The sequence below is a fragment of the Serratia sp. PF-27 genome, assembly GCF_030053255.1.
GTDB classification, from domain to species: domain Bacteria; phylum Pseudomonadota; class Gammaproteobacteria; order Enterobacterales; family Enterobacteriaceae; genus Serratia; species Serratia bockelmannii.
In genome coordinates, this window is sequence record NZ_JASGBT010000022.1 from 748,440 (window position 1) to 765,253 (window position 16,814).

18 protein-coding genes and 3 tRNA genes are annotated in these 16,814 nt (G+C 63.0%); 13 read left to right on the top strand and 8 right to left on the bottom strand.

Features of this window, described 5'->3' with window-relative positions; translation table 11 throughout:
• The first annotated feature begins 189 nt into the window (after positions 1-189).
• The 7 genes from QMZ29_RS22920 to fucP are packed head-to-tail and all read left to right on the top strand — an operon-like array spanning position 190 to position 6,351.
• Positions 190-930, top strand: a complete 741-nt coding sequence (locus QMZ29_RS22920) for an SDR family oxidoreductase (RefSeq protein WP_043136107.1) — start codon at positions 190-192, stop codon at positions 928-930.
• Positions 931-955: 25 nt separating this feature from the next.
• Positions 956-1,801, top strand: a complete 846-nt coding sequence (locus tag QMZ29_RS22925) for a fumarylacetoacetate hydrolase family protein (RefSeq protein ID WP_025305192.1) — start codon at positions 956-958, stop codon at positions 1,799-1,801.
• 14 nt (positions 1,802-1,815) lie between these two features.
• Positions 1,816-3,093, top strand: coding sequence for an L-fuconate dehydratase (locus QMZ29_RS22930; RefSeq protein ID WP_283225792.1), 1,278 nt, complete (start codon positions 1,816-1,818; stop codon positions 3,091-3,093).
• A 14-nt stretch (positions 3,094-3,107) separates the two neighbouring features.
• Complete coding sequence (locus tag QMZ29_RS22935; protein WP_060434159.1) at positions 3,108-3,971, top strand: amidohydrolase family protein; 864 nt, start codon at positions 3,108-3,110, stop codon at positions 3,969-3,971.
• On the top strand, positions 3,949-4,725 hold the full coding sequence (locus tag QMZ29_RS22940; protein WP_043136096.1) for an L-fucose dehydrogenase: 777 nt from the start codon (positions 3,949-3,951) through the stop codon (positions 4,723-4,725). The genes QMZ29_RS22935 and QMZ29_RS22940 overlap by 23 nt, the downstream gene beginning before the upstream one ends.
• Positions 4,722-5,081 (top strand): L-rhamnose mutarotase, encoded by a 360-nt coding sequence (locus QMZ29_RS22945; RefSeq protein WP_043136092.1) that lies wholly within the window; start codon positions 4,722-4,724, stop codon positions 5,079-5,081. Before QMZ29_RS22940 ends, QMZ29_RS22945 begins: the two co-directional genes overlap by 4 nt.
• A 40-nt stretch (positions 5,082-5,121) precedes the next feature.
• Positions 5,122-6,351 carry an L-fucose:H+ symporter permease gene (gene fucP, locus QMZ29_RS22950; protein ID WP_060434161.1) on the top strand — a complete coding sequence of 410 codons (1,230 nt, stop codon included), beginning with the start codon at positions 5,122-5,124 and terminating at the stop codon, positions 6,349-6,351.
• 1 nt (position 6,352) lies between these two features.
• Here the strand turns inward: fucP and QMZ29_RS22955 are convergent, their stop codons facing one another.
• On the bottom strand, positions 6,353-7,555 hold the full coding sequence (locus QMZ29_RS22955; RefSeq protein WP_261425201.1) for an MFS transporter: 1,203 nt from the start codon (positions 7,553-7,555) through the stop codon (positions 6,353-6,355).
• 108 nt (positions 7,556-7,663) lie between these two features.
• On the opposite strand from QMZ29_RS22955, the gene QMZ29_RS22960 reads away from it, so the two are divergent.
• Complete coding sequence (locus QMZ29_RS22960; protein WP_025305199.1) at positions 7,664-8,575, top strand: LysR family transcriptional regulator; 912 nt, start codon at positions 7,664-7,666, stop codon at positions 8,573-8,575.
• A 10-nt stretch (positions 8,576-8,585) separates the two neighbouring features.
• On the opposite strand, the gene QMZ29_RS22965 is transcribed toward QMZ29_RS22960, so the two are convergent.
• A complete protein-coding gene (locus QMZ29_RS22965) occupies positions 8,586-9,782 on the bottom strand; it encodes an MFS transporter (protein ID WP_060434166.1) in 1,197 nt (398 codons plus the stop codon).
• Positions 9,783-9,918: 136 nt separating this feature from the next.
• Here QMZ29_RS22965 and QMZ29_RS22970 point away from each other — a divergent pair, with 136 nt between their 5' ends.
• Positions 9,919-10,515, top strand: a complete 597-nt coding sequence (locus QMZ29_RS22970; protein WP_016929176.1) for a TetR/AcrR family transcriptional regulator — start codon at positions 9,919-9,921, stop codon at positions 10,513-10,515.
• Between the two features lie 45 nt (positions 10,516-10,560).
• Here the strand turns inward: QMZ29_RS22970 and QMZ29_RS22975 are convergent, their stop codons facing one another.
• A complete protein-coding gene (locus QMZ29_RS22975; RefSeq protein WP_173888225.1) occupies positions 10,561-11,640 on the bottom strand; it encodes a GGDEF domain-containing protein in 1,080 nt (359 codons plus the stop codon).
• 259 nt (positions 11,641-11,899) lie between these two features.
• Between QMZ29_RS22975 and QMZ29_RS22980 the strand changes: the two genes are divergently transcribed.
• Positions 11,900-12,184 carry a DUF1435 domain-containing protein gene (locus QMZ29_RS22980; RefSeq protein ID WP_261425199.1) on the top strand — a complete coding sequence of 95 codons (285 nt, stop codon included), beginning with the start codon at positions 11,900-11,902 and terminating at the stop codon, positions 12,182-12,184.
• Between the two features lie 88 nt (positions 12,185-12,272).
• Here the strand turns inward: QMZ29_RS22980 and QMZ29_RS22985 are convergent.
• The 4 genes from QMZ29_RS22985 to QMZ29_RS23000 form a co-directional block, all read right to left on the bottom strand.
• Positions 12,273-12,359: transfer RNA gene (locus QMZ29_RS22985), tRNA-Leu, on the bottom strand.
• A 42-nt stretch (positions 12,360-12,401) separates the two neighbouring features.
• A tRNA-Leu gene (locus QMZ29_RS22990) sits at positions 12,402-12,488 on the bottom strand.
• A 36-nt stretch (positions 12,489-12,524) separates the two neighbouring features.
• Positions 12,525-12,611, bottom strand: a tRNA-Leu gene (locus tag QMZ29_RS22995).
• 72 nt (positions 12,612-12,683) lie between these two features.
• Entirely contained in the window at positions 12,684-13,628 is a 945-nt protein-coding gene (locus QMZ29_RS23000; protein ID WP_261425198.1) for a LysR family transcriptional regulator, read from the bottom strand.
• Positions 13,629-13,746: 118 nt separating this feature from the next.
• Between QMZ29_RS23000 and QMZ29_RS23005 the strand changes: the two genes are divergently transcribed.
• Positions 13,747-14,739: an aldo/keto reductase gene (locus QMZ29_RS23005; protein ID WP_025305204.1), complete on the top strand. Its 993-nt coding sequence runs from the start codon at positions 13,747-13,749 to the stop codon at positions 14,737-14,739.
• Positions 14,740-14,790: 51 nt separating this feature from the next.
• On the opposite strand, the gene rsmC is transcribed toward QMZ29_RS23005, so the two are convergent.
• On the bottom strand, positions 14,791-15,831 hold the full coding sequence (rsmC, locus tag QMZ29_RS23010) for a 16S rRNA (guanine(1207)-N(2))-methyltransferase RsmC (protein ID WP_261425194.1): 1,041 nt from the start codon (positions 15,829-15,831) through the stop codon (positions 14,791-14,793).
• Between the two features lie 146 nt (positions 15,832-15,977).
• Between rsmC and QMZ29_RS23015 the strand changes: the two genes are divergently transcribed.
• On the top strand, positions 15,978-16,415 hold the full coding sequence (locus tag QMZ29_RS23015) for a DNA polymerase III subunit psi (protein ID WP_060434175.1): 438 nt from the start codon (positions 15,978-15,980) through the stop codon (positions 16,413-16,415).
• Complete coding sequence (gene rimI, locus QMZ29_RS23020) at positions 16,360-16,803, top strand: ribosomal protein S18-alanine N-acetyltransferase (protein ID WP_261425191.1); 444 nt, start codon at positions 16,360-16,362, stop codon at positions 16,801-16,803. Before QMZ29_RS23015 ends, rimI begins: the two co-directional genes overlap by 56 nt.
• Positions 16,804-16,814 lie beyond the last annotated feature (11 nt).

Here is a 16,814-nt window from a genome sequence, read left to right on the forward strand (position 1 = left end):
GCGATAAGGCGCTTGAGTAATCGTTATTCAAGTGTAAAAAAATGGTTAATTGAAATGCGGTTTCAAGGCTGTTTTTATTAACTTCTTCCCCCAACGATAACGCGTAAAGCGTCTTTTGTCATGTTAGAGGCCTGACCTTTAACCGCCTTTAGTGGCCTGACCATTAGACCTTTAGGCCGAGGAGTCAAGATGGATTTAACCGGGAAACGCGTACTGATCACCGCCGCCGGGCAAGGGATCGGATTCACCACCGCCAGGCTGTTCGCCGCCGCCGGCGCTGAAGTGATCGCCAGCGACATCAACCTCGAGCGCCTGCAGGGCTCCGCCGGGATCCGCGCGCTGACGCTGAACGTCACCGATCCGGCCGCCATCGCGGCGGCGGCGGAAGCGATCGGCCCGATCGACGTGCTGTTCAACTGCGCTGGCGTGGTGCACAGCGGATCGATCCTCGACTGCAGCGAAGATCAGTGGGCGTTCGCGCTCGATCTCAACGTCACCGCGATGTTCCGCATGATCCGCGCCTTCCTGCCGGGCATGTTGGCGCGCGGCAAAGGCTCGATCATCAACATGTCTTCGGTGGCCTCGAGCGTGAAAGGGGTGCCGAACCGCTTCGCCTACAGCGCCAGCAAGGCGGCGGTGATCGGCCTAACGCGCTCGGTGGCGGCGGATTACGTCACCCAGGGCATCCGCTGCAACGCCATTTGCCCCGGCACGGTGGAATCGCCGTCGCTGCGCCAGCGCATCGCCGAGCAGGCGCGCGAACAGGGGCGCAGCGAGCAAGAGGTGTATCAGGCGTTCGTCGCCCGTCAGCCGATCGGGCGCATCGGCACCACCGAGGAAATCGCCCAATTGGCGCTGTATCTGGCCTCCGACGCCAGCTCGTACACCACCGGCACGGTGCAGATCATCGACGGTGGCTGGAGCAACTGAGCCGCCATTTTTGAGAGAGGAACGCATGAAACTTTTACGTTATGGGGAACCCGGGCAAGAGCGCCCCGGCATGTTGGATGAGCAGGGCCGCCTGCGCGATCTGTCGCAGCATATCGCCGACGTGGGCGGCGCCGCGTTATCGCCGGCGTCGCTCGCCAAACTGCGCGCGCTGGACAGCGCCGCATTGCCGCTGGTCGAGGGGCAGCCGCGTCTCGGCGCCTGCGTCGGCGGCATCGGCAAGTTCATCTGCATCGGCCTGAATTACGCCGATCACGCGGCGGAGACCGGTGCGGCCATTCCTGAGGAACCGGTGGTGTTCAACAAATGGACCAGCGCGGTGGTCGGCCCCTACGACCGGGTGGAGATCCCGCGCGGCTCGCAGAAAACCGACTGGGAAGTGGAGCTGGGCGTGGTGATCGGCCTGGGCGGGCGCTACATCAGCGAAGCGGACGCGATGCGCCACGTCGCCGGTTATTGCGTGATCAACGACGTCTCAGAACGCGAGTATCAAATTGAGCGCGGCGGCACCTGGGACAAGGGCAAAGGCTGCGACACCTTTGGGCCGATCGGCCCCTGGCTGGTGACCGCCGACGAAATCGCCGATCCGCACAGCCTGAACCTGTGGCTGGAGGTGGACGGCAAGCGTTATCAGGACGGCAACACCAGCACCATGATCTTCCGCATTCCACAGATCGTCAGCTACCTCAGCCGCTTTATGAGCCTGCAGCCGGGCGACGTGATCTCCACCGGCACGCCGCCGGGCGTCGGCATGGGGCAGAAACCGCAGCCCATCTACCTGCGGGCGGGCCAGACGATGCGTCTGGGCATTGAAGGGCTGGGCGAACAGCGCCAGCAAACCGTACAGGCTTAACCGGGAGCGCCGCCATGACCACCATTACCGCACTGCGGGTTGAAGACATTCGTTTCCCCACGTCGCTGGGGCTGGACGGATCCGACGCCATGAATCCGGATCCCGACTATTCCGCCGCCTACGTGATCCTGGAGACCGATCGCGCGGATCTCAGCGGCCACGGACTGACGTTCACCATCGGCCGCGGCAACGAGATCTGCTGCGCGGCGATCCGCGCGCTGGAGCATCAGATCGTCGGTGAGCGGCTGGAGACGATCGCCGCCGATATGGGCGCCTTCTGGCGGCGCTTCACCAGCGACAGCCAGCTGCGCTGGATCGGGCCGGACAAAGGTGCCATTCACCTGGCGACCGGCGCGGTGGTCAACGCGGTGTGGGATCTGTGGGCCAAATCGGTCGGCAAACCGGTGTGGCGGCTGGTGGCAGAGATGACGCCGGAGGAGCTGGTACGCTGCATCGACTTCCGTTACATCACCGACTGCATCACGCCGCAGGAAGCGCTGGCGCTGCTGAAACAGCGGGCCGAGGGCAAAGAACGGCGCCTGGAGCGGCTGCTGCAGGAGGGGTATCCCTGTTACCCCACCTCCGCCGGCTGGCTGGGCTACCCGGACGACAAGCTGCGCCGCCTGTGCCAGGAAGCGGTCGACGCCGGTTTCTCCTACCTGAAGCTGAAGGTCGGGCGCGATCTGGAAGACGACATCCGCCGGGTGCGCATCGCCCGCGAGGTGATCGGCCCAGATCGCCGGCTGATGATCGACGCCAACCAGGTGTGGGAAGTGGACGAAGCCATTCCGTGGGTGAAGCATCTGGCGTTCGCCAAACCCTGGTTTATCGAAGAGCCGACCAGCCCGGACGACGTGGAAGGGCATCGCCGCATCCGCGAAGGGGTGGCGCCGGTCAAGGTGGCCACCGGTGAGATGTGTCAGAACCGCATCATGTTCAAGCAGTTCATCATGCGCGGCGCGGTAGACGTGGTGCAGATCGACGCCTGCCGTCTCGGCGGCGTCAACGAAGTGCTGGCGGTGATGCTGATGGCGGCCAAATACCAGCTGCCGGTCTGCCCGCACGCTGGCGGCGTCGGACTGTGCGAGTACGTGCAGCACCTGTCGATGATCGACTACCTGTGCATCGCCGGCACCCACGAAGGCCGGGTGATCGAGTACGTCGATCATTTGCATGAACACTTTGTCGATCCCTGCGTGATCAACGGCGCGGCCTACATGCCGCCGAGCCGTCCCGGCTATTCGATCGAGATGCATCCGTCGTCGATCGAGCAGTATCGGTTCCGCGGGTGAGGCGGGAGGATCGCATGCCGCGCATCGACGCGCATCAGCACTACTGGCGCTATCACCCACGGCACTACCCGTGGATCGACGAGCGGATGCGCGTGCTGCGGCAGGATTTCGATCCGCCCCGGCTGCGGCCGCTGTTGCAGGAACACGGTTTCGACGGCGCGCTGGCGGTGCAGGCGCGCCCCAGCGAGGACGAGACGCTGGCCCTGCTGGCGCTGGCTGAACAGAGCGAGGGCGTATGCGGCGTGGTGGGCTGGCTGGATATCGCCGCGCCGCAGCTGGCGCAGCGCCTGGAGGCCTTGCGGCCTTACAGCGCGCTGCGCGGGGTGCGCCATCAGGTGCAGGACGAAGCGGATCCGGCGGCCTGGCTGGCGCGGCCGGAGGTGGAACGCGGCATGCAAACGCTGCAGCGCGCCGGGTATGTGTACGAGATCCTGGTGACGCACCGGCATCTGGCGGCAGCGGCGGCGTTCGCCGCCCGCCATGACGAACACTGGCTGGTGCTGGATCACCTCGGCAAGCCGGACATCGCGCGCGGCGCGCGGCACTGGGCGCAGCAAATCCGGCCGCTGGCGGCGCTGCCGCACGTGGCCTGCAAGCTGTCGGGGCTGATCACCGAGGCGCCGGGCGGCCGGTGGCGGGCGGAAGAACTGCTGCCGTTCTTCGACGCCGCGCTGGAGGCGTTCGGCCCGCAGCGGCTGATGTTCGGCTCCGACTGGCCGGTGTGCCTGCTGGCCGGCGACTACCGCCAGGTGGTGCAACTGTGCGAACGGGCGCTGTCGACGCTGGGGGCCGCCGAGCAGGCGGCGATTTGGGGCGGCACCGCCTGGCGAATTTACGGTTTAACGGAGTCTGGTTATGGATCTGTATCTGCAAGATAAGGTGGTGCTGGTCACCGGCGGCGGTGCCGGCATCGGCGCGGCGATTGCTCATGTGCTGGCCGAGGAGGGGGCGATCCCGGTGCTGGTCACCAACGCCGCGCCGGAGGCGGCGCTGCTGGCCGATTTGCAGCGGCTGCAGCCGCGCACCGAGGTGATCCTCACCGAATTGTGCGACGAGGCGGCCTGCCGCCGGGCGGTCAGCCAGACGCTGGCGACCTTCGGCCGCATCGACGGACTGGTGAACAACGCCGGGGTCAATGACGGCGTCGGGCTGGAGGCGGGGCGTGAAGCGTTCGTCGGCTCGCTGGAGAAGAACTTGGTGCACTACTACCTGATGGCGCACCTGTGCCAGGCGGCGCTGCAGGAGAGCCGGGGCGCCATCGTCAACATCGCCTCCAAGACCGCGCTCAGCGGGCAGGGGGGCACCAGCGGCTACACCGCCGCCAAGGGCGCGGTGCTGGCGCTGACGCGCGAATGGGCAGTGTCGCTGCGCCATGACGGGGTGCGGGTGAACGCGGTGGTGCCGGCGGAGGTGATCACCCCGCAGTACCAGCGCTGGCTCAACACCTTCGCCGAGCCGCAGCGGCAGATGGAGAAAATCACCGCGCGCATTCCGCTCGGGCAGCGCATGACCACGCCGCAGGAGATCGCCGATACCGTGGCGTTTCTGCTGTCGTCGCGGTCATCGCATACCACCGGGCAGTGGCTATCGGTGGACGGCGGCTACCTGCATCTCGATCGGGCGCTGACGTGAGCGGCGCGGCGGCAGGGCGGCGCCGTTTCTGCCAGGCGCTCGATCTGATTGACTCACCGGCGCTGATTGCGGAGTACCAGCAGCATCATCAGCGCATCTGGCCGGGCATCGCCGCGCATTTGCGCAAGCACGGCATTCTGGACATGGAGATTTACCGGTTGGGCACCCGGCTGTTCATGATCGTGGAGGTCAGCGCCGATTTTGACGCCGCGCGTTTTGACGCCGCCAGCCTGAACAACCCCGAAGTACAGCGATGGGAAGCGCTGATGTGGCACTACCAGGCCGCCACCCCCTGGACGCCGCAGGGCGAAAAATGGGTGGAAATGGCGCGGATTTTCTCTCTGCAACAGCAATAACGCCAACATCATCATCGCCAGACGATACGAGGGTATCACCATGCTTGCTGAAAAAAGTGCGGCCTCCGCGCAGCCGGGCGTCCCCGTGACCGCCAATCTGCGCTGGGCCTTTATCCTGGTCACCAGCCTGTTCTTCATGTGGGGGCTGTCCTATGGCCTGCTGGACGTATTAAACAAACATTTTCAGGAGACGTTGCACGTCACCAAGGCGCAGTCGGGGCTGCTGCAGGCGGCCTATTTCGGCGCCTATTTCCTGGTGGCGCTGCCCGCCGGGTACTTTATGGATCGCAAGGGCTATAAGGCAGGCATTCTGGTCGGGCTGTGCCTGTACGCGCTGGGGGCGCTGTTGTTCGTGCCGGCGGCGTCGGCCAACAGCTTCGGCGTATTCCTGTTCGCGCTGTTCGTCATCGCCAGCGGCCTGGGCTGCCTGGAAACGGCGGCCAACCCGTACGCCACGGTGCTGGGCGATGCGCAGGGCGCCGAACGGCGGCTGAATATGGCCCAGTCGTTCAACGGCCTCGGGCAGTTTATCGGCCCGCTGATCGGCGGCACGCTGTTCTTCTCCGCCAGCCAGTCCGCCGGCGGCGGCGATCAGAGCGCGGTGAAGATGACCTATGTGGCGATCGCCGCGCTGGTGCTGCTGATCGCGCTGTTGTTCAGCCGCACACGGCTGCCGGCGATCCGCGAAGAGGAAAAACCGGTGCACGGCGTGATAGCGCAAGGATTGTGGCAGCATCCGCATTTCGTCGGCGGGGTTATCACACAGTTCTTCTACGTGGCGGCGCAGGTGGGCGTCGGGGCGTTCTTCATCAACTACGCCACCGAGCACTGGCGCGAGGTGTCTAACCAGAGCGCCTCTTACCTGCTGTCGATCGCCATGATCTGCTTTATGGTCGGACGCTTCTTCAGCACCTGGCTGATGGGGCGAGTCAAACCGGCGACGCTGCTGGCGGCCTATGCGCTGATCAACATCGCGCTGTGCGGCGTGGTGATGCTGAGCGTCGACGGCGTGTCGGTGGTGGCGCTGATCGCGGTGTTCTTCTTTATGTCGATCATGTTCCCGACCATTTTCGCCCTGGGGGTGAAAAATTTGGGTAAACACACCAAGCGCGCCAGCTCCTTTATGATCATGGCGATCGTCGGCGGCGCCATCATGCCGTACTTTATGGGGGCGCTGGCCGACCGTTACAGCACTGCTCTCTCTTATCTGCTGCCGCTGCTGTGCTTCGCGGTGGTGCTGGTTTACGGCCTGCGGCAGCGCCGCGCCTGATTCAACCCGGCGGCGAATCGGCCTTCGCCGCCGTTGTCAGCGCCTGTGGGCGCGTTCGCATCAGGATCGTCAACGCCAGCAGCAGCACCATGCCGGACAGCACGCCGTTTATCGTCAGGCCTCCGGTGTCCACCACCAGCCCACCCGCCAGCGAACCGCAGGAAATCGCCAGATTAAACAGCGCGATATACAGAGAAGAGGCGACCTCGACCGCATCGGGGGCCGCCTTGAGCATCCATGCCATCAGCGAAACGGAAACGCCGCCGTAGGCGATGCCCCACAGCAGGAGGAAGGCACTGCCGCTCAGCGGCGCGTGGCCCAGCAGCGGCAGCAGCAGGACGGCGAGCGCCAGCCCGAGGGCGATCAGCGCCAGGGTGCGGCGCAGCCGTTTGGCGGCGGCCTGGCCGGCGATGAAATTCCCGGCGATACCGGCGACGCCGTAGGCGAACAGCAGCGGCCCCACCCAGCGGCCCTCGATGCCGGCGACCGTCTGCAACAGCGGGCGAACAAAGGTGTAAGCCATAAAGTGGCCGGCGACCAGCAGAAACGTCAGCAGCAGCCCGGTCAACAGTCGGCGATTCGCGCGCTGCGCGGTGAACGACCGCCAGCTTATCGCCTGCGTGACCGGCAGCGGCGGCAGCACGCACACCAGCAACAGCAGTGCCAGCGCCGCCAGGACGGCGACCGCCAGAAACGCCATGCGCCAACCCAGCGCTTCGCCGAGGAACACCCCGAGCGGCACGCCGAACACCGAGGCCGCCGCTACGCCACCGAAGATGACGGACAGCGCCAATCCGACGGAGGCCGGCGGCACCAGGCGTTCCGCCAACCCGCCGGCGATGGCCCAGATACCGCCGATGCAAAAACCCAGCAGGATGCGCGCGGCGAACAGCAGGGCCAGGGAGGTGGCAGCGGCGGCCAGCAGGTTGGCGGCGATCAGCAGCAGCAGAAAGCCCACCAACAGGCTGCGGCGATCCGTACGCCGGGCGCCCAGCACCACCAGCGGGGCGAACAGCGCGGCGAACAGGGCCGGCAGGGAAATCAGCAATCCGGCGCGGCCGATCGTCGCGTTCAGGGTGCTGACGATCGGGGTCAGCAGGCCGACGGGCAGCATTTCTGCGGTGACGACGGTAAAGGTGGACAGGCCGACCGCGAAGGTCGCCAGCCAGGGTTTTGCGCCGCCGTCGGCGTGTAAGGCATTCATAAGGATCCTCCCAACAGATGAAGAGCCTCAGTGTATCCGCGCCAAAATGGCTGATAAACTGGCCTGATTGCGCAACATTGGGGACAAATCGTGGCTAATTTACCGTCTATGCCGTTGGATAACCTGACAGACCTGCTGGTGTTCATCCGCGTCGCCGACGCTTGCAGCTTCACGCTGGCGGCCGAGAGGCTGGGCATCTCCCGATCGGCGGCGGGCAAATGCGTGAACCGATTGGAGGAGCGATTGGCGACCCGGCTGCTGCAGCGCACCACGCGCAGCGTCAGCCTGACCGAAGACGGCGCGGTGTTTTACGAGTATGCGCAGCGCATCCTGTCGCAGGCCGAAGAGGCGGAAACGGCGCTCAATACGCGGCGGCAAACCCCGCGCGGGCGGCTGCGGTTGGATCTGCCGGTCTCGCTGGGGCGGTTGCATATCCTGCCGATTTTACGGGAGTTTTTGGCACAGTGGCCGGAGGTGGACGCCGACGTCAGCTTCTCCGATGAGTACAGCGATCTGGTGCGCGACGGCATCGACGTAGCTATCCGGGTCGGCGGCAGCGACGACAGCCGGCTGGTGCGGCGAGTGCTCGCGCCGCATCGCCTAATCACCTGCGCGGCGCCGGACTATCTGGCGCGGCACGGTACGCCTGCAAAACCGGAGGCGTTGGGCGATCACGAGACGCTGGTTTTCAGCCATCAGGGGCTGCCGGCGCCCTGGCGCTATTTGGTCAACGGCCAACTGCACGAACAGCCGGTGCGCGGCCGGATGCGTTTCAACAACGTCGAGGCTTTGCGGGATGCGGCCGTCGCCGGGGCCGGCCTGTGCCAAGTGGGGGCGTTTCTGGTCGGCGAGCAGATTGCGGCCGGCACGCTGGTGCCGGTGCTGGAGCGCTATTGTCGCCCGGGGCCGCCGATCTGCGCCGTCTATCCCAGCCGGCGCCATCTCTCCCCCAAGGTGAAACTGTTTCTGACGGCGATCGAACGGCGCTGGCAGGGCAAGGCGATTTGGGAAACCGCTTAGCGCGGGCGATTCACGCCGCTTTCAAGGCCAGCGTTCGCTGCATTAAGCGGTAGCCGCCGGCCGCCACCAGCAGTACGACCAGGCCGGCCGTGAGCGTGACGCCAAAGCCGGCCGTTATCCCCGCAGCGTCGATCGCCAGGCCTGCCAGGGCTGCGCCGAACGCTACGCCTATCCCCAGGCCGGTGACCATCCAGGTCAATCCTTCCGTCAGCCGGGAGGGCGGCACGATGTTTTCAACCAGCCCCATGGCAACGATCATGGTCGGCGCAAAAAACAATCCGGCGACAAACATCGCCGCCGCCAGCGTTAAGACATTGTGCACCCACAGCAGCGGCAAGGTGGTGAAAGCGGTGGCGAACGCCGCGTATAAGAACAGACGAGGCAAGGGGACGGGGATCTTCATTGCGCCGAAAATCAGCCCGGCCAGGCAGGAGCCGAACGCGTAAACCGACAGTACGATGCTGGCGGCGGCCGGCTGCCCTTGCTGCTCGGCGAAGGCCACGCTGATGACGTCCACGGTGCCGACGATGGTGCCGAGGGCGATCAGCGCCAGCACCAGGATCTGCATCGACGGCATGGTCAGGATGGCGCGCTGCCGCTGGTTATTGTGGGCGTAAACCGGGGGCTGGGTGCTTTTTTGCGCGGCGAATGCCGCAACGCCCGCCACCAGAAGCAGCGCGGCCACCAGAGGGCCGGCCTCTGGGAAGAGTGAAACGCTAAGCCCCACGGCGATCGGTGGGCCGACGATAAAGGCCACCTCGTCCAATACGGACTCGAATGAAAATGCCGTGTGCAGCTGTGGCGTGCCGCGATAAATTTCGCTCCAGCGGGCCCTGACCATCGCGGAGATGCTGGGCATGCCGCCCGCGAGCGCGGCGAAGACAAACAGCGTCCAGTCCGGTGCCCGATAGTGGGTGCAGAGCAACAGCAGCAGCAGGGCGATCGCGCTGATCCCGGTGGCATACGGCAACACGCGGCTTTGGCCGTGACGATCCGCCGCGCGCGCGATTTGCGGCGCAAGCAGCGCCATGGAAAAGGCGAACGTCGCTGCCACCGCGCCCGCCAACCAATAGGAACCGCGTACCTGCGAGAGCATGGTGATGATGCCGATACCGGTCATCGAGACCGGCAGGCGCGCGATTAGCCCGGCAGAGGAAAACGCCTTGCTGCCCGGGGCGTTGAACAGTTTGAAATAAGGATTTGCCATGGAAAGGGCTCCGGAATGTTGGCGGCTCGGTATTCGCTCAATGTCCATCATTGACATACGCCACGTATGTTACGTTAATTGACATACATGGCGTATGTCAATTATAACGTCATCAATAATGAGGCGGAGTGGACCCATGGCACGTAAAGCGCGCACCGAAATGATTGAAGAAACCCGACAAAAGCTGGTGGCGGCGGCCCGCCGGCAGTTTGGCAGCGTGGGGTATGCCGAGACGGTGATGGATGATCTCACCGCCCAGGCCGGCCTGACGCGCGGCGCGCTCTATCACCATTTTGGCGATAAAAAGGGGCTGTTCCTGGCGGTGGTGCAGGCGATAGACGCGGAGATGGATGCGCATCTGGCTGACATAACCGCGAGTACTGCGGATGACTGGGAGGCTTTTGCGGCGCGTTGCCGCGGTTATCTGATCATGATGACGGAGCCGCAAGCGCAACGCATTCTGTTGCGTGATTCACCTTCGGTGCTGGGAGCTGAATATCTGCGGGCCAGCAAGCTGGCGTGCATCAGCTGGATGACGGGCGCATTGCAGGCCTTGATGGCGCAGCGGCGCATCGCCGTCGCCGAGCCGGAATCGCTGGCGCATTTAATCAACGGCGGACTGATGGATGCCGCGCTGTGGGTCGCCCATCATCCGGAAAAAGACGTGGGGCTGGAACAAGCCTTGGTCAGTTTGAACCTGTTGCTGAACGGGCTGCGTTCCACCGCCGTATAGCCGTATAAGTGTTGATGTCAGCCGCCGCGCCGTTACGGCGGCGGCTTAAGGGTGAACGGCGGCGGGCTCGACGTTTTGCGCCAGCTGAATATTGTTGCGGCCGCTGTGCTTCGCCAGATAGAGCGCGGCGTCGGCTGCGCCTATCGCCGATTCGATGTCCAGTTTTTCCAGCGCGGAGATGCCGGCGCTGAGCGTCAGCGTGCCGCTGTGCTGCGGACTGGCGCCGTGCGGGATGTTCAGCTCCGCCACCCGCTGGCGCACCCGTTCGGCCAGTTGCGCCGCGTAGCCTTCGTGCACGTTGGTCAGCAGCACCAAAAACTCTTCCCCGCCGTAACGCACCACGATGTCGCGCGAACGCACCGCATCGCGAATGGCGACCGCTACCTGCACCAGCGCCCGGTCGCCCATGGCGTGGCCGTAGCTGTCGTTGTAGACCTTGAAGTGGTCGATATCCAGCAGCAGCACGTAGTGGCGGCCGGTTTGCGGTTCCAGCAGCATAGTGATCTTATTTTCCAGCCCGCGGCGATTATAAAGGCCGGTCAGGGGATCGAGCATGCTCAAATTATTGAATTTGTCCCGCTCGTTATACAGGTTGGCCACCAGCGCGTGGGTAAAGATTTCACTGCGTTTCAACATCAGGTGATGAATGGAGAAAGCGATAATAGGTAATAGCGTGGTGAATAATATCCGCAGGGTATTATGCATGCCGTCTAAAGCCAGGATCACCATTGCGGAAGGCACGGCGTGTAAACAAAAGGCGGTAAAGTTATCCGTCAGAGAAATAGCGCTGATAAAAAAGATGCTGAACAAACTAATTAATAAAAAATCTTGGTTATTCGGCAAGCAATATTGACTTTTAACGTAAATATGTGCGGCCCACAGCAGGCCAAGCACGCTGGAAAACAGGTTGAGTTTGCACAAGTATTTCCGCGGCGTTTGCAGGGAAAATAGCGCCGCCGCCAGACAAAATAGCGGTATACATAATAAAGGTAGGGTAAATGCGGGCGTATCCCTAAAAGGGAACAATAACGTAAATACGGAAGAGGCGGCATTCATCACCAGAAAAAGAAATAATGCCAGGCGCTGCTTGCTGTTCAGTAATTCCTGATAAGAACGGGCGTTCATACGGAGGTCACTCTTTGCAAAGTCGTTCTGTCGAATAATTAAGGTTGAGAAGCATTCCTTTGGCGCGAATATCCACTTGAATTGCATGGTTGAGGATTGTGATTATTATCATGCAAACAGGACTAGGAATTTTCTTATGTCAAATTATCATTTTTTCATGCTGGTGTCATCTGGGTTTGGTCACCGCAGTGAAAATGATGCGGCGGCCAAAAAAGTGTTATATGATATTGGTTATCATTATCACTTAAAGGGGGTTGTCATGCTTACTGCCATGATTGCCGCGTGTGGACTGTGGGGCGTCAGCTGGTGCCTCGGCGATCGCCTGGCCAGCGCCTGGGGCGTTTTGCTGCCGTGCGCGCTGATGCCGCTGTTGGCCTTGATCGATCTGAATATGCTGCAGTTGCGCACCCTGATTGTGATAGCGATGTTGGCCACGCTGGTGATGCTGTTCAACAGCCGGCTGCGCCACTATCTGCTGCTGCCTTCCTGCATGGCGCTGGCGGGCGGCCTGGCGGCAATCAGCCTCAACTTCAGCTTCACGTAAACGCCGGAAACGGCAAAACCACGCTTAGGCGTGTTGTTCATCAATGCGTTGGGATTTTTTCGAGGACACTACCGGAGAGATCATCAATTGGTGCGAAGAGAGGGACTTGAACCCTCACGTCCGTAAGGACACTAACACCTGAAGCTAGCGCGTCTACCAATTCCGCCACCTTCGCACAGTCGATGTTGTTGCTTTGATTTATATTACGTCGCCAGCGTGGTGCGAAGAGAGGGACTTGAACCCTCACGTCCGTAAGAACACTAACACCTGAAGCTAGCGCGTCTACCAATTCCGCCACCTTCGCATCGATGCTGAGTGCAATATAAATCATGTGGTTATTTGGTGCGAAGAGAGGGACTTGAACCCTCACGTCCGTAAGGACACTAACACCTGAAGCTAGCGCGTCTACCAATTCCGCCACCTTCGCGTACCAGAAACATTACCGGAGTAACGTTACCACGGAGGCGAATTCTAGAGATTTTGGCGGACACGTCAACAGTTATTTCCCCGCTTTGCGGGCGTTTGCTGGAAAAACAGCCATATCGCCGCTTTTCTGCTGGTCAAACAGCCAAATCAGCCAATCAATCAACACCCTGACCCGTGGCGCCAGGAAACGGCCGGGCGGATACATGATGTAAATCGGCATCGGCGGGGGCGGCGTGTCCGCCAACACTTCCACCAGTTCGCCCCGTTCCAGCCAAGGGGCAAGCGAATAGCGCGCCGCCTGAATCAATCCCATGCCAGCCCGCGCGCCGGCGATGTAGGCGTCGGCGCCGCTGACGCTCAGCCGGGCGGGGAGTTCGCGCCGTTCCACCTTGCCGCCGCGGCAGAATTCCAGCGGATAATCGCGGTTGCTGGCCAGGGAAAAATACCCCACCGCGCGATGCGGCTGCAGGCTATCGATGTCGAGCGGCGTGCCGCAGGCCTGCAGGTAAGCGGGGGAAGCGCAGGTGATCTGTGGCAACTGGGCGATGCGCCGCGCCACCAGGCTGTCGTCTTCGGTTTCCCAGGCGCGCAGCACGCAGTCAACGCCTTCGCGCAACAGATCGACGTGGGTGTCGTTGGCACCCAGCGCCAGGGTGATGTCGGGATAACGCTGGTAAAAGTCGTCCAACGCCGGAATGACGATCTGGCGCGCCAGCGAATGGGGCATATCGATGCGCACCTTGCCGGACGGCTGCAGCTTATGGTGACTGAACAGCGTGTCCGCCTCCTCCAGTGCCCCCAACAACTGCACGCAGCGTTGATAGTAGAGGCTGCCTTCGCTGGTCACCTGTACCTGGCGGGTGGTGCGGATCAGCAGGCGAACGCCCAGCCGCTGCTCCAGCCGTTTTAACGCGTTGCTGACCGTGGCGCGCGGCAGCTGCAGGCGTTCGGCCGCCCGGCTGAAGCTGCCCAGTTCGACGATGCGGGTAAAAATGCGCATGGCTTGAACCTGATCCATGTCCACTCCGGATTGTTGGTGATTTTTGAACAGTGATGTGCAATCTGCATTATTTATCTTTGTAGCGTAAACAACCAGACTTTGCTGCGTTATCCATTCACCGCATGAGGGCAGCACAATGCAACAACGTAAACTGGGTTCCCACGGTCCCGTCGTCTCCGCCCTGGGGCTGGGATGCATGGGCATGAGCGACTTCTACTCCACCGGCGCCGATCGGCAGGAAGCCATCGCCACGCTGCACCGGGCGCTGGAGCTGGGCGTCACGCTGCTCGACACTGCCGACATGTATGGCCCGCACACCAACGAAGCGCTGGTGGGGGAAGCGATCAAAGGCAAACGGCAACAGGTGTTCCTGGCCACCAAGTTCGGCATCCTGCGCGATCCGGCGGATCCTTCGGCGCGCGGCGTCAGCAGCCGCCCCGAGTATATCCGGCGCTCCGTCGAGGGCAGCCTGCGGCGCTTGGGCGTGGAGGAGATCGATCTTTATTATCAGCACCGGGTCGATCCGCAAGTGCCGATCGAAGACGTCGTCGGCACGATGGCGGATCTGATCCGCGAAGGCAAGATCCGCCATATCGGCCTGAGTGAGGCGTCGGTGGCCACGCTGGAGCGGGCGCACAAGGTACATCCGATCACGGCGCTGCAGACCGAGTATTCACTGTGGACGCGCGACGCCGAGCAGGGCGTGCTGGCGGCCTGTGAGCGCCTGGGCATCGGCTTTGTGCCTTACAGCCCGTTAGGGCGCGGTTTCCTCACCGGCGCTATCCGGCGGCCGGAGGATCTGGCCGAGGACGATTTCCGCCGAGGCAACCCGCGTTTCCAGGGGGAAAACTTCGCCCGCAACCTGGCGCTGGTGGAGAAGGTGGGCGAGCTGGCGGCGCAGAAGGGCGTCAAACCTTCGCAGCTGGCGCTGGCCTGGGTGTTGGCGCAGGGCGAGCACATCGTGCCGATCCCCGGCACCAAACGCCGTCGCTACCTGGAAGAGAACGTCGCGGCGGCGGAGATAACGCTGAGCGCGGCTGAGCTGGCGGCGATCGACGCGGTGTTCCCACTGAGTGCGGCGGCCGGCGAACGCTACGGCGCCGAGTCGATGACCTATATCAACGGCTAAAAAAAAAGCGCGGCCTCAGGCCGCGCTCTGTCGTTTTCCGCCAACGGCGAATTATTTCTTCTTCGGCGCGCGCGGCGGGCGGCCGACGGTGGCCTGATACACCTTGAAGCGGCCGTTCTGCGCCAGCACTTCATGGCTGCCGAAGGTGGCGTCCAGAATGTCCGGGTACGGCAGGAAGGCGTTGGCGACGATGCGCAGTTGGCCACCGATCGGCAGGTGCTTCACCGCGCCGCGGATCAGGGTTTCAGCAGCGGTCAGGCTGGTCTGCAGCCCGTCGTGGAACGGCGGGTTGGAGATGATCATGTCGAAACGGCCGGTGATGTCGGAGTAAACGTTGCTGACGATCACTTCGCCTTCGATGCCGTTGGCGGCCAGCGTTGCGCGGCTGGATTCCACCGCGGCGGCGTTGACGTCGCTGAGGGTCAGTTTCACCTTCGGCGACAGCTTGGACATTACCGAGGCCATGACGCCGGCGCCGCAGCCGATGTCCAGCACCTTGCCTTTCATGTGTTTTTCCAGCGTCGACAGCAGCAGCGAGCTGCCGACGTCCAGACCGTCGCGGCTGAACACGCCCGGCAGCGTTTTCACTTCCAGATCGTGCAGCTGATAGCTGTCCCACCAGTCGTTCAGGTCGAACTCGGTCTGCGCGTCCAGGCGGCCATGATACAGGCCGCAGCGGCGCGCACTGTCGATTTTCACCAGCGTGGCATGGCCTTCCAGCGTTGGCTCGGCGCTGCGCACGCCGCTGCGGTTTTCACCGACCACGAACACGTCCGCGCCCACCGGCAGCAGCGCCAGGAGGTTGCACAGCTGGAATTGCGCTTCCTGCTTGCTCTTCGGCCAGTAGTAAACCAGCGTGTCGCAGTCGGCGACGAAAGCGGGATCGACGGTCAAACCGAACTGCACGTTATCGCCCATCGTCCGGTTCAGTAACTGCCAGTGATGGTATTGCTGAGTGTGGACGCGCACGTCCGCGGCCTCGAATTGGGCCGGCAGGCTGTCCTGCAGGTCGCCGGCAAACAGCACGCGGCGTTCGATAAATTCATCACTGTGGCGCAGCATGACTTCACTGGCGGGGGTTAATGCAGACATCAGATATTGGCTCCTGGAAATGAGACCGGGGATTATAGAGCTTTGTGGCGATATGTTCGACGGGTTTGTTGGCGCGGGCTGCGCGGGTTTGTTAGCATAGCGCGGCGCATGGCAGGCATGGCGCACCACAACGGGTAGGAATCGGCATGGCATCAAAACGCGACTGGCTGTTACAACAACTGGGTATTACGCAGTGGACATTGCGCCGCCCGAGCGTGTTGCAGGGCGAAGTGGCGGTCAGTCTGCCGCCCGAGGCACGCCTGCTGGTGGTGGCGCAGACGCTGCCCGCACCCGACGATCCGCTGTTTTGCGACGTGCTGCACAGCCTGGGGCTGACGCCGGCGCAAACTTACAGCCTGACGCCGGAACAGGCGGCGATGCTGCCTGAAGAGACCGCATGCAACAGTTGGCGGCTGGGCGTGGCGGAACCGCTCGCGGTCGCCGGCGCGCAGCTACACAGCCCGGCGCTGGCCGAGCTTTCCCAAGACGCGGGGGCCAAACGCGCCCTCTGGCAGCAGATTTGTCATCATGAACACGATTTCTACCCTGACGGCGGCCGATCTGGCCACGGCCTTCACCATTGAGCAAGCCAGCCACGCTTTTCCCTGGACGGAAACCACCTTCGCCAGCAATCAGGGCGATCGCTACCTTAACCTGAAGCTGAGCGCCGACGGGGCGATGGCGGGGTTCGCCATCACGCAGATCGTGCTGGACGAAGCCACGCTGTTCAACATCGCCATCCATCCGCAGTACCAGCGCCGGGGCTTTGGCCGCCTGCTGCTCAACGCGGTGATCGAACAGCTGGAGAGCCGCGGCGTGGTTACGCTGTGGCTGGAGGTGCGTGCTTCCAACCAGGCGGCGATCGCGCTGTATGAAGATCTCGGTTTCAACGAGGTCACCGTGCGCCGCAATTATTACCCGAGCACCCACGGCCGCGAAGACGCGATCGTGATGGCGCTGCCGCTGGGGTAATCTAAAACATC

Bases quoted from the DNA above. Each gene is read 5' to 3' on its own strand.
- QMZ29_RS22920 (WP_043136107.1), top strand. From the start codon at position 190: ATGGATTTAACCGGGAAACGCGTACTGATCACCGCCGCCGGGCAAGGG.
- QMZ29_RS22925 (WP_025305192.1), top strand. From the start codon at position 956: ATGAAACTTTTACGTTATGGGGAACCCGGGCAAGAGCGCCCCGGCATG.
- QMZ29_RS22930 (WP_283225792.1), top strand. From the start codon at position 1,816: ATGACCACCATTACCGCACTGCGGGTTGAAGACATTCGTTTCCCCACG.
- QMZ29_RS22935 (WP_060434159.1), top strand. From the start codon at position 3,108: ATGCCGCGCATCGACGCGCATCAGCACTACTGGCGCTATCACCCACGG.
- QMZ29_RS22940 (WP_043136096.1), top strand. From the start codon at position 3,949: ATGGATCTGTATCTGCAAGATAAGGTGGTGCTGGTCACCGGCGGCGGT.
- fucP (WP_060434161.1), top strand. From the start codon at position 5,122: ATGCTTGCTGAAAAAAGTGCGGCCTCCGCGCAGCCGGGCGTCCCCGTG.
- QMZ29_RS22955 (WP_261425201.1), bottom strand. From the start codon at position 7,555: ATGAATGCCTTACACGCCGACGGCGGCGCAAAACCCTGGCTGGCGACC.
- QMZ29_RS22960 (WP_025305199.1), top strand. From the start codon at position 7,664: ATGCCGTTGGATAACCTGACAGACCTGCTGGTGTTCATCCGCGTCGCC.
- QMZ29_RS22965 (WP_060434166.1), bottom strand. From the start codon at position 9,782: ATGGCAAATCCTTATTTCAAACTGTTCAACGCCCCGGGCAGCAAGGCG.
- QMZ29_RS22970 (WP_016929176.1), top strand. From the start codon at position 9,919: ATGGCACGTAAAGCGCGCACCGAAATGATTGAAGAAACCCGACAAAAG.
- QMZ29_RS22975 (WP_173888225.1), bottom strand. From the start codon at position 11,640: ATGAACGCCCGTTCTTATCAGGAATTACTGAACAGCAAGCAGCGCCTG.
- QMZ29_RS22980 (WP_261425199.1), top strand. From the start codon at position 11,900: ATGCTTACTGCCATGATTGCCGCGTGTGGACTGTGGGGCGTCAGCTGG.
- QMZ29_RS23000 (WP_261425198.1), bottom strand. From the start codon at position 13,628: ATGGATCAGGTTCAAGCCATGCGCATTTTTACCCGCATCGTCGAACTG.
- QMZ29_RS23005 (WP_025305204.1), top strand. From the start codon at position 13,747: ATGCAACAACGTAAACTGGGTTCCCACGGTCCCGTCGTCTCCGCCCTG.
- rsmC (WP_261425194.1), bottom strand. From the start codon at position 15,831: ATGTCTGCATTAACCCCCGCCAGTGAAGTCATGCTGCGCCACAGTGAT.
- QMZ29_RS23015 (WP_060434175.1), top strand. From the start codon at position 15,978: ATGGCATCAAAACGCGACTGGCTGTTACAACAACTGGGTATTACGCAG.
- rimI (WP_261425191.1), top strand. From the start codon at position 16,360: ATGAACACGATTTCTACCCTGACGGCGGCCGATCTGGCCACGGCCTTC.